Below are 13,435 nucleotides of genomic sequence, written 5' to 3' on the forward strand. Positions count from 1 at the left end.
GACTTCGATGCGACCCGTTCCGAATTCTCGCAATGAACCCAGATCTAGCTAGAATGCCACCATGAGGATTGCTCAAATATTCCGTTTCCCTATTAAGGGGTTGCCGGGCGAAAAAATTGACTCGGCGGCCGTGAGAAAAGGAAGCGGTCTGGAAGGCGACCGTCGCGTTGCCTTAGGCAATGGCACCATCATGCATCGCGAAGACCAGTGGGAGAGCTGCCTTAGCTTCACGATCCTAAAGAACAACAAGAGCTTGCAAAAGTGGCGGGTCCATTCTCGGCCTCCGCTGATCACCATGACAGCCCCTGCTTCGACCGGTGCGGCGCCTCTCAGCTTTGACGTGAATAACCAAGCTGACATGGATGCCGCTCGTGCGTACCTGTCGAAATACTTGCCACCGCAGGGACCTATTCCGCGGAAATTAGTGTCGGCCCCGCAAGGAATGTTCGATTCCCGTCTGTCTGGCATTTCGATCATTAACCCGAATACGGTTGCGGAACTATCGAGAGTATCAGGTGTGCACATGGATCCGCGCCGGTACCGGGGAAACCTGTTGATTGAGGGGGTGCCAGCCTATGCCGAGTACGGGCTAATTGGAAAAGTGCTGCGCATAGGTGATGTCCGTATTGCTATCACCAAGTCGATCGCTCGTTGCTCAGCGACATCTGTAAATCCGGTGTCGACCGAAGTGGATACGAATGGACCACGTTTGCTGGCGACTTACTTTGGCCATATCCACTGTGGCATTTACGGAACTGTCTTGGTACCAGGCGTCTTGGAGACTGGCGCTGAGATTCAAATAGAAGACGATCCATCCGGAGCTGAAGAACTCGTGCCATCCAAGGTTTCGCCACGGTTCATGACCGTATTGCGGAATCAGGAGTTGGGTGCCGGAGTGGTCGAACTCCTGCTTGAGGATCCCTTCGGATGGATTGACGGGCACTATGAAGCCGGGATGCACTTGAGGGTTCACCTGCCGGACCCTCTGTGGAGAAATTACACCATTACATCCGTGGCTGGCTCGAGGATTGGTATCGCTGTACGTGTCCAGGGCGAAGCCTCAAGCAAAATCGCACAATTGGATGAGGGCGAGCAAGTTCTTGTTTCGGGGCCCTACGGGGTCTTGACCTCGACCAAGGTCCTGGGAGCCTGCACCGCGATTGTCAGCGGAGGCATTGGCATTACCCCTGCCTTGGGGTTGCTCGGCGATGCGGCCGCGGCCAATGACAGCCGCAAGTTGCGGATCATTCATGTTGAACGTGGAAGAGCCAGCGCTCTGTACTCCCGTTTGGAGCAGATGGCTTCTGAACTGAAATCGTCAATCTGCCTGAACCGAATCGACACAACTGAGGGCAGGCCCGGGCCTGCTGAGATAGCGCAGTATCTACAGGGTTGTGACAGCGTAGTGGTGTGCGGACCGGAAAAATTCACCAGTATGGTTTTTGAGGCATGCGAACGAGCGGGAATTCCGGCTTCGCAGATTCACCGTGAAGTCTTCGCCTCGCCCACTACTGATCTGGACAGGTTATTCGAGGACTATCCATCCGCGGAGGTCACTTGTCGTGACAGCCGAAGGTCATTTACTTGGAGTGCCAAAGACGGCGTATTGCTCGAAGCACTCGAAGATCAAGGCGTTGAACCTGCAAGCCTTTGCCGTTCGGGTTCGTGCGGCGAGTGCGCTGTGAAGCTTCTGAGGGGCAGAGTCTCGTACCCGTTAGAGCCAAGCGCCCGCGTGGAACAAGACCAGATCCTCACCTGCATGGCTGTGCCAGCGGGCGACATTGAATTAGGAGCATGAACTGCACGGGCGCTGCGCTTCAGATAAGTAACTAGTGTCCGTCCGAGAACTCGGGCAGGCGAATCATGCCTTCTTGGGCGACGGTAGCGACCAGCTCGCCGGCTTTGTTGTAGAACTTTCCAGTTCCAAGCCCACGGGCTGAAGACGCCGATGGAGAATGAAGTACGTAGAGCAGCCATTCATCAACACGGAAATCTCGATGCCACCACATCGCGTGGTCGAGGCTGGCGATGCTCAACCCGCGATGAACCCACGGCACACCATGGGCTCTCAGGGCGGGTTCAAGCAACATGTAGTCGCTGGCATACGCCAAAGCTGCGCGGTGAAGCGACAAGTCATCTGGCATTGCCGACGTAGTGCGGAGCCAGACCGCGCTATCGGCGATCTTGCTCGAATTGCCAGGTAGATAAATCGGTTCGGAAACATGACGTACGTCGAAGGGCCGTTCGAATGCCCATTCCTTGGCTACCGGGTGGTCAAAGTGGCCCACGAGATCCGCTGTCGTCGGAAGCGACTCCGGCTCTGGGACATCGATGGGCATCGGATCATGATGCTCCAAGCCGATGGCAGGCTCTTGGAACGAGGTGATCATCGACAAGATCGGTTCGCCGTTTTGGTAAGCGTGCACTCTGCGAGCGGAGAATGAGCGGCCATCGCGCAAGCGCTGTACGCCGAAGGTAATGGTCTGGTTCGGATCTCCCGGGCGCAAGAAGTATCCGTGCAGGGAATGGATGGCACGGGTCGGCTCGATGGTGCGCGTGGCAGCGATTATGGACTGGGCTAGAACCTGTCCTCCGAAAACGCGGGGTCGATTCTGAGCAGGGGTATGACCGATGAAGATATCCTCATCTGTGCGCGCCTGGTCTTCTCCATCCAGGTTCAATAGATCCAGCAGGATCTGGGTGGTGCCTAAGTCTTCGGTCACTGTGCGGGCTCCTCGTCATGCGCTAATGGAACTGAACCAGGGTCAATGTTACTTGAAAGTAACAATTTCTCATGGAAATTCGGTCTCATAGGAAAACTATACGTATCCTCGGTCGATATCACGCCATGAGCAAACTCGCCGCACATCGCTGTGGCTACGTGAGATTATGAATGTATGGCGAGTGATGCAGTGAACTTCGACGACAGCAATTCAGTAAGCGACTTAGCGAACTTTATTAGCCGCGCGAAAACGATTGAGGATGGCGCGGCCCAATTCGTCGCCCGAAAGACGGCTTTAGCAGTCTATGTACCGATTCTTGTCCCTGCTGATCTAGGGCAGGGTGGTTACACCATTCTCGGGATGCGCGTGCATCGCCTGGCCCAGCCTGCGGAAGTCAATGCCAGTTACTCTCTGGCTTCCATTCAAGATCGCCTTGCCCGCATGGGGGAGACGTCCGTTGAATTCTCCCTCCCGCCGGTTGAAGAGAATCCAAAATGGGCCGGGATCTCAGTTCCCGTTTCCGGTTGGGAAGACGCTGGGGCCGTAGCGAACGACACATTGTCGTCCTCAGCTCAAAGCGGCATCGACGCCGTGGCCCAGGCGTTGCCCGAAAACCCTGGATTGCCGGTGCTAGTGCAGGTGCGCCAGCGAATCTGGTCGACACAGGTGCCAGACGTGGGAATGGAAATTCCGATGGGCGCTGCATTTGCCATGCATGCGCTGGGATTCTTGATTCCTGGCGGACAGTGCCGAGTCCTTCGCAACGGCAGCTGGACTCGACTGAGCAACGAACGAGGGCACGTCCTGGTGCGCAAGGCTTCACTGCTCGTCTAAGCCGAATTAGAGAAATGGGCTAGAATTCGCCGTTTGGCGGTTCTAGTCCATATTTTCTAGAGCAGGCTCTGGTGTCCGTCCGGAGTGTTCAGCAACGAGTGGGCTGCGCGCTCAAAATAATCGCGCAAAGTATCTGCTTGCAGCATCGGCAGCTCGAGTTGGTCGATAGCCTTATTCATGTGGCCCAGCCACACGTCACGATAGTGGCTGTTCACTGGGTAGTTGGCATGGCGCATGCGCAGTCGCGGGTGACCACGATGCTCGGAGAAAGTCGTTGGACCGCCCCAGTATTGTTCCAGGAACAGCTGGAGTCGAACCTGTGCAGCATGAAGTTCCTTTTCCGGATACATCCGCCGGAAGTCTGCATCTTCGGCAACTGAACTATAGAAATTCTTCGTTAACTGCGCGAATACCTCACGGCCGCCGACTTCTGCATAAAAGGTTCCCGGGAAGTCGGCAACATCAATCGGTGCCTCTGCGGCATCCAAGAACTCTTGGCTGGAGCGGCCTAGAACCAACGGATTGCTGAAGGGATCCTTCTTGCGGTCGGAGGCCGTGGGCTGGTTTTCAGTCATTCGTAAATTTCCTCAGGAGGCGCTAGGGGCAACCGGCTCGTGGAGAACCGGGAAGTTGACAGACCGGGCGATGAAGCAAACCTTGTTTGCTTGGGCGTGGAGCGAATCGGCAAGCTCGCGCTGGGATTCATCGGCAAGATGGACTGTGGGCCGCAGCATGACCTGGGTGAACTCACCGCTGTTATCTCGGTTAAGGCGCAAAGTTCCATAGGCATCATCCGTGTAAGCGGTCACATTCACGCCATGGGTGACTGCTACATGGAGGTACGAGAGCATGTGGCATTGGCTTAGGGCAGCTAGCAAAAGCTGTTCTGGATTCCAGCGATCGCGATCCCCGTGGAAGGTTGGATCCGCGGTGCCTGGCAATTCTGGCAACCCCAATGCACGCAATACATGGTCGCGACCGTAGCTTCGGTAGCTTTCGGTTCCGGTTCCACGATTGCCGGTCCATTCGAGGCCCACCCGGTATTCATGTTGCGAGAGGTCCATGAATCCATTCTCCCACTTTTAACCACAAGGTGGTGGCTACTTCCGCATTGAGCGGAAGAAGCCACCACCTGAACGACCCTAGATTCCTGGAACCAACGCATCGGCCTTGCGTGCGGCTAGCGCGCGGACGACGTCGGCACGCGACTCCACCAGCAATCGGCGCATCGCGGCGTGCTTGGAGCCCAAGGACTCCAGGAATTCATCCGTCTGCTTCAAGGTTTCCTCCGAAACGTTGGAGCTAGGGTAGAAGCCCAGCAGGATCTGCTTGGCCATCTCGTGGGAGTAGGATTCCCAGGCATTGACGAGCAACCCGAAGTACTCCTCTGCGTAGCCGGCGATCAGCGTGTTGTCGTGCACGTTGTTGAAACCGTTAATAACTGCGCTTTGCTGATCGTTGGACAGGGTGGCTGCGGTTGCAGCCGCGAATGCCTCTGCTTTCGATTCAGCAGTGGGTCGGGAAGCCCGCGCTGTGTACCACGACGCCTTGCCCTTGGCGGTATCGTCGTTGGCCAGAACGGCGTCGAGATCGGCATCGCTCATGTAGCCGCCAGCACTCAGCGCAATGGCCAAGGACCAACGCAAATCGGTGTCCACTACGAGGCCTGCCAAGCTTGCCGAGCCGTCGAACAGGCTTTTGACCTGGTCCAGCTGCGCGGTGGTGCGCGAGCGGTGGGCAAAGGCCTTTACGAACTGCAGCTGTGCGTCCGAACCGGCTTCAGCCTCGGAGGCAAGTTGCCACAGACGGTCTGCAGCCTGAACCGAAAGCTCTTCGCTGTGTTCGGGCGCGACGTAGAGGTCCAGTGATGTGTTCAGCTGGCGCAGCAGCACCATGATCACGGTGGAATCTACTTCGTGGCCAATGTTGTTCAGCAGCAATTGGACGAAGGTGCTCGCAGGCGCTTCGGCATCGCGCACAGAATCCCAGGCCGCAGACCAGACCAAGGTCCGGGGCAGCGACTCTTCGAAGTCCTTCAGATGCTCGGTGGCAGTAGCCAAGGAAACTTCATCCAAGCGAATCTTGGCATACGTCAGGTCATCGTCGTTGAGCAGGACCAAATCTGGACGTTGCCGGCCTACAAGCGCTGGAACTTCGGTGAGTTCGCCATCGATATCAAGTTCCTCGCGGTGCACTCGCTGCAGCACGCCAGCCTCGTCCAGCGAGTAGAAGCCTACGGCTAGACGATGCTGGCGCAGGGTCGGATACTCCGCCACTGCGGACTGGCGGATGGCGAAGGAAGAGATGGCGCCGTCTTCATCGATAGCCATCTCCGCCTTGAGCGTGTTCACTCCAGCAGTTTCCAGCCATTGAGCGCCCCAACCGCTCAGATCGCGGCCGCTGGCTGCTTCCAATTCCCTGAGCAGATCTGGCAGCTCGGTGTTTGACCAGGCGTGCTTGGAGAAGTACTCGCGCACGCCTGACATGAATTCTTCCTGGCCCACGAAAGCTACCAGCTGTCGCAGAACGCTAGCGCCCTTGGCGTAGGTGATGCCGTCGAAGTTGACCTCGACGTCTTCCAGATCATTGATCGGGGCGACGATTGGGTGGGTGGATGGCAGCTGGTCCTGGCGGTAGGCCCAGTTCTTCTCCAAGGTGTTGAAGGTGGTCCAGGCACTGGTGAACTCGGTGTTCTGCGCTGCGGCCAGCGTGGACATGAACTCGGCGAATGATTCGTTCAGCCACAGATCGTTCCACCACTTCATGGTGACCAGGTCCCCGAACCACATGTGGGCCAGTTCGTGCAGGATGGTGATTGCGCGGCGTTCCACCATGGCGCCGGTGGGCCGGGACCGGAAGACGTATTCTTCGAGGAAGGTCACCGCTCCCGCGTTCTCCATGGCTCCGGCGTTGAACTCCGGCACGAAAAGCTGGTCGTACTTCTCAAACGGGTACGGAGTGCCGAAGTTCTTCTCATAGAACTCGAAGCCCTGTCGGGTGATGGTCACGATGTTCTCTACGTCCAGGTATTGCATCATTGATGCGCGGGCGAAGACGCCGAGCTCAATGGTGCGTCCGCTGGAGGAAACCAAGGAATCGCGGGCCACTTGGTAGGGGCCAGCAATCAGGGCGGTGATGTAGCAGGAGATGCGCTGGGTCGGCGCAAAGTCCCAGGTAGCGGAATCGCCGTTTTCGATTGGCTCGGGAGTAGGTGCGTTGGAGACTACGTTCCAGTATTTTGGTGCGGTTACCGAGAACTGGAAAGTGGCTTTCAAATCGGGTTGTTCGAAGACAGCAAACATGCGCCGGCAGTCCGCAACCTCGAACTGGGTATACAGGTATACCTCCTGGTCCACTGGGTCAACGAATCGATGCAGGCCCTCGCCGGTATTCATGTACAGCGCGTCTGCGTCAATCACCAGCAGGTTTTCTGCAGCGAGGTTCGGCAATTGAATGCGGATGCCATCGGAATGCTCGGCAGGGTCCAGCTCTACTCCGTTGAGATTGATCGAGCGTACCGAATCGGTGACTGCATCAATGAAGGTCGACGCGCCGGCAGTGGCGGTGAAGCGAACAATAGTTTTTGAAGAAAAGACGCGCTCACCCTGAGTGAGATCCAGGCTTACCTCGTAGCTGTCAACGTTGAGCAGATTCGCGCGTTCGCTGGCCTCCGCGCGAGTGAGGTTCATTCCTGGCATGGGTTCTCCAATTCTTGGTGATGGTTATCCATCAGCGGAAGTTGTGAAACGAATATTGAATATCTGTCCATTGTGTCACTTGCGACGGGGCATTGCGCAAGTCATTGGGCCGAACAATTTACTCAATTTTCCAATAACTCCCGTAAATTGCGTGCTTTGGGACGAGCGCAAGACTTATTGGGTTAATACTCCAAGGTGTGAGGCTGCGAAGTAGCGAGAGTGTGTGCTGCGGTCGCTATCCTAGATAGGACAGTAAAAGACCCCTCCCAAGTAAATGAGGCAATAGATTATGCGCGTGCATATCGCCACTGACCATGCAGGACTCGAGCTCAGCGACTACCTGGTGAAGCACCTGACGGCCAAGGGCTACGAAATGGTCAACCATGGGCCGAAGTCTTACGACCCAGAGGATGACTACCCGGCGTTCTGCATCAACGCTGCCTTAGCGGTCGTCGAAGATCAGCGTGCCGGCGTGGACGCGCTGGGCATCGTTTTGGGTGGATCGGGAAATGGCGAACAGATTGCGGCTAACAAGGTCGAGGGTATCCGTGCTGCACTGGCATGGAACTTGGACACCGCCAAGCTCGCCCGTGAACACAACAATGCAAATGTCATCGCTGTAGGCGGGCGCCAGCACTCGGTGGAAGAAGCAGCAGAACTTATCGAGGCCTTCCTTGCGGAGCCATTCAGCGAAGCTGAACGCCATGTACGCCGCATCAGCAAGATCGCAGCATACGAGACTACCGGCGAGGTCATCGAGTAGTCGTGCCGGAAGGACATTCCCTTCACCGCCTTGCCCGCCAATTCGACGATGTCTTTGGCGGGCAAACGGTTCTCGTCTCGTCCCCGCAAGGCCGTTTCAGTTCTGATGCGGAACGAATCGATGGCCACCAGCTAGAGCACGCCTTTGCCAAAGGCAAGCAACTGTTCTGCCGTTTTTCCAACGATTTGTATCTTCGCGTGCATTTAGGACTCTATGGTGCTTTCAGCTTCGGCGGCGATCAGCACTTTACTGGTGCCTCGTCGATCGGTGCGCCACGGAAGATTGGCGAAAGCGAAACAGGCACCACTTCCGACGCTGAATCGTACAACGGGCCGCCTGCGCCGGTTGGCGCAGTACGGGTACGAATCGTTTCCGAGCATGGTTGGGCGGATTTGCGTGGGCCGACGGCGTGCGAGGTGTTGGATCATGACCGGGTTCAAGCACACCTGAATAAGCTGGGGCCGGATCCATTGATTGGTTCTGCGGTTCGGTTTAGAGCTGCCAAGGGCCACGCGGACATCGCGGACTCCGAAACATTGCTTGAAGCAGGGCGCAAAGAATTTCGTGCCAATCTGTTGAAGACGAAGACTCCCATCGGCGTCGCGCTAATGAATCAGTCTGTCATCTCCGGCGTTGGGAACATTTACCGTGCCGAAGCGTTATTCCGGAATCGTATTTCTCCGGCGCTGCCAGCGAATGAGCTAAGTGCTCAGAAAACCAAGAAACTTTGGTGGGACATCGTCTCCGTCATGGAAGACGGTGTTCGCGATGGCAAGATCATTACTACCTTGCCCGAGGACCGGGACCCTCAGGGCGTGATTTGGCCGGACAACGCGTATTACGTTTACCAACGGCAAGGCATGCAGTGCCGTAAATGCTCGGCCCGGATTTCCCTGGCTGAAGTCGCGGCTCGGAAGTTGTATTGGTGCCCACGCTGTCAGAAGAGGCCTCGTCAACGACACTCGACTTAGTCGGTAAGTGCCACGATGAGACGGATGGAATTCTTTTCGTTCCGACTTATCGGCGTGTTTTGCCGGCCAGTCTTTCGTACGGGTGCTAGGGGAGAGGACCCAAGTGAGACGTGGAATCCTCGATTTGCAAAGCAAGAGTTTTATGGTCTAGACTGAATCTTGTTCGAAGCGCAGGTGCTTCGAAATGGGGATGTAGCTTAATGGTAAAGCCTTAGTCTTCCAAACTAATGACGCGGGTTCGATTCCCGTCATCCCCTCCGTTTGAAAAGGTTCCGCTGTGCGGGACCTTTTCGCATACCCGGCAGAAAATCGGTTCTTCCAAACTTTTTATTCTGAGGTGCCGGTTGTTTTAAACGGACTGCCCTTATCCGATCGACGTCTCCAAATGATCGGCCCTGGATGTTGCTTCGCGGTTTTTCTGGCGAGGTTATCCATCGACTGCTTGAAATACGCTTTCGATTGCTTGAGCATTTTGCCGGTTTGCCAGATTGCGAACCGGGAATCACCAGCGTGCCTCGGTGCACGGCAGTTGCCCATGGTTACTGCCGGCTTTTTTGAAGGCGCAGCGTACGTGCACAAATCTCTGGAATATCGATTTGGCTATGCCTATGGCTCTGGCAGTGGGTTCCCTTGAGGGATCTCGGTGTCCGTTGGCCCGGGAACGAGGATTCCGGAGGTTGAGAATACACTTGTAATTCAACTCACGAATATGCGATTTCTGGAACGAATCCGGCAGGTGAAATGGGGAAAACCGCGGAATTACGCGGATGTCATTGTGCTACTTGCAAAATCCTCGATTTTGCTTTTGGTTCGAACCCGTGTAACTTAGTTTCTTGTGATCAGCACGGGAAACAAAAAATTCCCGAGCCGATTACAAAGCGGTTTGTCCAGATGAAACAAGCTTTCTTCTGAACTTCACCGGGGTGTAGCTCAGCTTGGCTAGAGCGCGCGCTTTGGGAGCGTGAGGTCGCAGGTTCGAATCCTGTCACCCCGACTTTATGACTGGAGGAGTCTGGTCATGGAATTGAGATTTGAGAAATCAAGTCTCGTGAGTAATGGCGATTGAGAAATCTTCACTATTCAAGCAACACGGTTAGTTGGAAGCAGTCATCCTAGGATGCAGCTTCCTGGCTAATCGGGGTGTAGCTCAGCTTGGCTAGAGCGCGCGCTTTGGGAGCGTGAGGTCGCAGGTTCGAATCCTGTCACCCCGACTTTGCGAGTGGATATCTTCGGATGGAGCCCGTGAAAATTGAGAGCTAAATATAATTTAGATCTTGTGATCACTAAGAACCGCAAAAGGTAACTAGTAAGCATCACAAACGATTAGTGGATACAGGATGACTCGGGTTAGACTGTTCACTGCTAATCGGGGTGTAGCTCAGCTTGGCTAGAGCGCGCGCTTTGGGAGCGTGAGGTCGCAGGTTCGAATCCTGTCACCCCGACTCTGTCGAACAACCCCGCAACGCCACCATGTTGCGGGGTTTTTGCAGATTAGACCTAATATTAGACAACTCAGGAGTACAACGCTGTGAAGAGCGCCGTCGAAAACGTCAACCCGACCCGGGTTAAGCTGACCGTTGAAGTTCCTTACGAGGAACTGAAGCCCCGCGTCGATGAGGCGTACAAGACCATCGCTCAGCAGATCCAGATCCCCGGCTTCCGCAAGGGTAAAGTTCCTGCAAAGCTGATCGACCAGCGCGTCGGCCGTGGCCACGTCATCGAGACCGCTGTTAACGAAGGTCTGAACGAGTACTACCAGAAGGCAATGGTTGAGAACGAACTCACCCCATTGTCCCGCCCAGAGGTAGACATCACCGAACTGCCATCCCTCGAAAAGGAAGGCGAAGGCCAGCTGGTCTTCACCCTTGAGGTAGACGTACGTCCGAAGGTTGAACTTCCGGACTACAAGGGCATCGAGGTTTCTGTTGAAGCCAAGGAAGTTGCTGACGAGGACATCGAGAAGGCTCTCGACGACCTGCGCGGCCGTTTCGGCACCCTGAAGGAAGTTGAAGCTCCAGCAGCTGCAGACTCCTTCGTAACCATCGACCTGACCGCTTCCGTTGAAGGCGAAGAAGTCGACTCCGCACAGGGCCTGTCCTACCAGATCGGTTCCGGCAACATGCTTGAGGGCATGGACGAAGCCGTTACCGGCCTGTCCGCTGGCGAAGACGCAACCTTCGAAACCACCCTGGCTGGCGGCGAGCACGCTGGCAAGTCCGCAACCGTCAAGGTCGTAGTCAACGCTGTGAAGCAGCGTGAACTGCCAGAAGCTAACGACGACTTCGCTCAGCTGGCTTCGGAATTCGACACCATCGCCGAACTGCGCGAGAACCTGGCAAAGGACGCCGCAGAGGGCAAGGTCGTCGAGCAGGGCGTAGAGGCTCGTGAGCTGGTTCTGGACAAGCTGGTTGAGCTGGTTGAGGTCCCTGTTCCTGCTTCGGTTATCGACGAGCAGATCGAGCAGCACTTCAACGCTCCGAACTCCGAAGAGGGCCACGACACCGAGGAGCACCGTGCAGAGGTTCGCGAGAACACCGAGCGTGCCTTCAAGAACGAAATCATCCTGGACGCAGTTGCAGATGCTGAAGAAGTTGGCGTCGAGCAGTCCGAGCTGATCGACTACATCGTCCAGACCGCAGGCCAATACGGCATGGAGCCAAACCAGTTCGCACAGATGCTGGACGGCGCAGGCCAGGTTCCGATGCTCATGGGCGAAGTTCGCCGCCGCAAGGCACTGGCAAAGGTTCTCGAGTTCGCTACGGTCACTGATTCCAACGGTGCCGCAGTTGACCTGACCTCCTTCGTCAAGCCAGCCGGTGAAGAAGAGGCAGCTGAGGTTGAAACCGAAGAAGCCAAGTAGTCTTCACTAAACTCTGATGGCCGTCGGCCGCTTGTTCAACGCAAGCCGCCGATGGCCATTTTTGTTCGCTTCAGGCGTGCATCATGCGCCGTGAGCGAAACAGGGGCATGAAACGGCCCAAGATCGCCTTGAAGTAAGTAATCTCAAAGTAACCAGTTGCAGCTATGGGATTAGAAACAGAGATTCCAGAAACTGATCTACACGTTTGGAAGAGGTAGAGAACATGTCAAATGATTCGCGCACTCCCACTATGGCAGCCGCAGAGCCGGCCGGCCGTGATGACTACATCTACAACCGCCTGCTCAAGGAGCGCATCATCTGGCTGGGCTCCGACGTCCGCGACGACAATGCGAATGCCATTTGCTCGCAGTTGCTGCTGCTCTCGGCAGAGGATCCTGAGAAGGACATCTACCTGTACATCAACTCGCCAGGCGGCTCGATCACCGCTGGCATGGCCATCTACGACACCATGAACTTCATCCCGAATGACGTGGTGACCGTAGCTACCGGCCTGGCAGCATCGATGGGCCAGTTCCTGCTGTCCTCGGGCACCCCAGGCAAGCGTTTCGCCACTCCGAACGCACGCATTCTGATGCACCAGCCATCGGGCGGCATCGGCGGTACCGCCTCGGACATCAAGATCCAGGCTGAACTGATCATGCACATGAAGAAGGTCATGAGCGAGCTGACTGCAGAACAGACCGGTCAGACCGTGGAGCAGATCCTCATCGACAACCAGCGTGATAAGTGGTTCACCGCAGAAGAAGGCCTGAAGTATGGCTTCTTCGATCAGATCGCAACCCACGCAGGCTCGGTCACCGGTGTTGTAGGCGACGACGACAAGTAGTCGTACCGCACCGCTTGATACCCAAAGATTTGTCCAAGGAGAAAACCATGAACTTCAATCCGGAAGCCGTTAGCGGTCAGATGCCGTCGGCCCGCTACATCCTGCCACAGTTCGAAGAGCGCACCCCATACGGATTCAAGCGCCAGGACCCTTACGCAAAGCTGTTCGAGGATCGCATCATTTTCCTCGGCGCCCAGGTCGATGACGCATCGGCTGATGATGTCATGGCCCAGCTGCTGGTCCTGGAATCCATGGACCCAGAGCGCGACGTCACCCTTTACATCAACTCGCCAGGTGGTTCCTTCACCGCGATGACTGCAATCTATGACACGATTCAGTTCATCCGCCCAGAGGTGCAGACCGTCTGCCTCGGCCAGGCTGCATCAGCAGCAGCAGTACTGCTCGCAGCTGGCACCCCGGGCAAGCGTTTAGCACTGCCTAACGCCCGCGTGCTGATCCACCAGCCAGCAATGGGTGGCGGCGAACGCGGTACCGCGACCGACCTGCAGATCCAGGCCGAGGAAGTCATGCGCATGCGCAGCTGGCTGGAAGAGACCATTGCGTCCCACTCCGGCCAGAAAGTTGAGAAGGTCCGCGATGATGTGGAGCGCGACCTGTTCATGACGGCGAGCGAAGCGAAGGTCTACGGCATCGTCGATGAGGTATTGACTCCTCGCAAGCTGAACCGCGCCCAGCTGGGAAGCTAGCGAATACGTGGAATAATCCAGGATGAATGGCG

11 protein-coding genes and 4 tRNA genes are annotated in these 13,435 nt (G+C 56.2%); 11 read left to right on the top strand and 4 right to left on the bottom strand.

The window, feature by feature from the left end; translation table 11 throughout:
* Positions 1–61: 61 nt before the first annotated feature.
* Positions 62–1,798 carry a 2Fe-2S iron-sulfur cluster-binding protein gene (locus tag BKX98_RS03245; RefSeq protein ID WP_073706116.1) on the top strand — a complete coding sequence of 579 codons (1,737 nt, stop codon included), beginning with the start codon at positions 62–64 and terminating at the stop codon, positions 1,796–1,798.
* A gap of 31 nt (positions 1,799–1,829) precedes the next feature.
* Here BKX98_RS03245 and BKX98_RS03250 read toward each other — a convergent pair whose 3' ends face one another.
* Positions 1,830–2,723: an acyl-CoA thioesterase II gene (locus BKX98_RS03250; protein WP_038990804.1), complete on the bottom strand. Its 894-nt coding sequence runs from the start codon at positions 2,721–2,723 to the stop codon at positions 1,830–1,832.
* Between the two features lie 189 nt (positions 2,724–2,912).
* On the opposite strand from BKX98_RS03250, the gene BKX98_RS03255 reads away from it, so the two are divergent.
* A complete protein-coding gene (locus tag BKX98_RS03255; RefSeq protein WP_038990861.1) occupies positions 2,913–3,557 on the top strand; it encodes a hypothetical protein in 645 nt (214 codons plus the stop codon).
* A 56-nt stretch (positions 3,558–3,613) separates the two neighbouring features.
* Here the strand turns inward: BKX98_RS03255 and BKX98_RS03260 are convergent, their stop codons facing one another.
* The 3 genes from BKX98_RS03260 to pepN form a co-directional block, all read right to left on the bottom strand.
* Entirely contained in the window at positions 3,614–4,132 is a 519-nt protein-coding gene (locus BKX98_RS03260) for a globin (RefSeq protein ID WP_052253678.1), read from the bottom strand.
* Between the two features lie 12 nt (positions 4,133–4,144).
* Entirely contained in the window at positions 4,145–4,621 is a 477-nt protein-coding gene (locus tag BKX98_RS03265) for an OsmC family protein (protein ID WP_073706117.1), read from the bottom strand.
* Positions 4,622–4,699: 78 nt separating this feature from the next.
* A complete protein-coding gene (gene pepN, locus BKX98_RS03270) occupies positions 4,700–7,255 on the bottom strand; it encodes an aminopeptidase N (RefSeq protein WP_073706118.1) in 2,556 nt (851 codons plus the stop codon).
* Between the two features lie 289 nt (positions 7,256–7,544).
* Between pepN and BKX98_RS03275 the strand changes: the two genes are divergently transcribed.
* The 9 genes from BKX98_RS03275 to BKX98_RS03315 all read left to right on the top strand — a co-directional run bounded on the left by BKX98_RS03275 (position 7,545) and on the right by BKX98_RS03315 (position 13,403).
* Positions 7,545–8,018: a ribose-5-phosphate isomerase gene (locus tag BKX98_RS03275; RefSeq protein ID WP_038990807.1), complete on the top strand. Its 474-nt coding sequence runs from the start codon at positions 7,545–7,547 to the stop codon at positions 8,016–8,018.
* Between the two features lie 2 nt (positions 8,019–8,020).
* Positions 8,021–8,989 carry an Fpg/Nei family DNA glycosylase gene (locus tag BKX98_RS03280; RefSeq protein ID WP_073706119.1) on the top strand — a complete coding sequence of 323 codons (969 nt, stop codon included), beginning with the start codon at positions 8,021–8,023 and terminating at the stop codon, positions 8,987–8,989.
* A gap of 186 nt (positions 8,990–9,175) precedes the next feature.
* Positions 9,176–9,246: transfer RNA gene (locus BKX98_RS03285), tRNA-Gly, on the top strand.
* Between the two features lie 662 nt (positions 9,247–9,908).
* Positions 9,909–9,983, top strand: a tRNA-Pro gene (locus BKX98_RS03290).
* 142 nt (positions 9,984–10,125) lie between these two features.
* Positions 10,126–10,200: transfer RNA gene (locus BKX98_RS03295), tRNA-Pro, on the top strand.
* A gap of 156 nt (positions 10,201–10,356) precedes the next feature.
* Positions 10,357–10,431 (top strand) — tRNA-Pro (locus BKX98_RS03300).
* An 86-nt stretch (positions 10,432–10,517) separates the two neighbouring features.
* The gene (gene tig, locus BKX98_RS03305; RefSeq protein ID WP_038990810.1) at positions 10,518–11,849 is read left to right on the top strand and encodes a trigger factor; all 1,332 of its coding nucleotides are present in this window, start codon (positions 10,518–10,520) and stop codon (positions 11,847–11,849) included.
* 223 nt (positions 11,850–12,072) lie between these two features.
* The gene (locus BKX98_RS03310) at positions 12,073–12,696 is read left to right on the top strand and encodes an ATP-dependent Clp protease proteolytic subunit (RefSeq protein WP_255209556.1); all 624 of its coding nucleotides are present in this window, start codon (positions 12,073–12,075) and stop codon (positions 12,694–12,696) included.
* A 47-nt stretch (positions 12,697–12,743) separates the two neighbouring features.
* On the top strand, positions 12,744–13,403 hold the full coding sequence (locus BKX98_RS03315; RefSeq protein ID WP_073706120.1) for an ATP-dependent Clp protease proteolytic subunit: 660 nt from the start codon (positions 12,744–12,746) through the stop codon (positions 13,401–13,403).
* Positions 13,404–13,435 lie beyond the last annotated feature (32 nt).

Origin of the sequence: Glutamicibacter sp. 0426 (assembly GCF_001906485.1) — a bacterium.
Lineage (GTDB): Bacteria > Actinomycetota > Actinomycetes > Actinomycetales > Micrococcaceae > Glutamicibacter > Glutamicibacter nicotianae.

Coding starts and splice junctions, on each gene's coding strand:
- BKX98_RS03245 (WP_073706116.1), top strand. CDS start 62: ATGAGGATTGCTCAAATATTCCGTTTCCCTATTAAGGGGTTGCCGGGC.
- BKX98_RS03260 (WP_052253678.1), bottom strand. CDS start 4,132: ATGACTGAAAACCAGCCCACGGCCTCCGACCGCAAGAAGGATCCCTTC.
- BKX98_RS03265 (WP_073706117.1), bottom strand. CDS start 4,621: ATGGACCTCTCGCAACATGAATACCGGGTGGGCCTCGAATGGACCGGC.
- pepN (WP_073706118.1), bottom strand. CDS start 7,255: ATGCCAGGAATGAACCTCACTCGCGCGGAGGCCAGCGAACGCGCGAAT.
- BKX98_RS03275 (WP_038990807.1), top strand. CDS start 7,545: ATGCGCGTGCATATCGCCACTGACCATGCAGGACTCGAGCTCAGCGAC.
- BKX98_RS03310 (WP_255209556.1), top strand. CDS start 12,073: ATGTCAAATGATTCGCGCACTCCCACTATGGCAGCCGCAGAGCCGGCC.
- BKX98_RS03315 (WP_073706120.1), top strand. CDS start 12,744: ATGAACTTCAATCCGGAAGCCGTTAGCGGTCAGATGCCGTCGGCCCGC.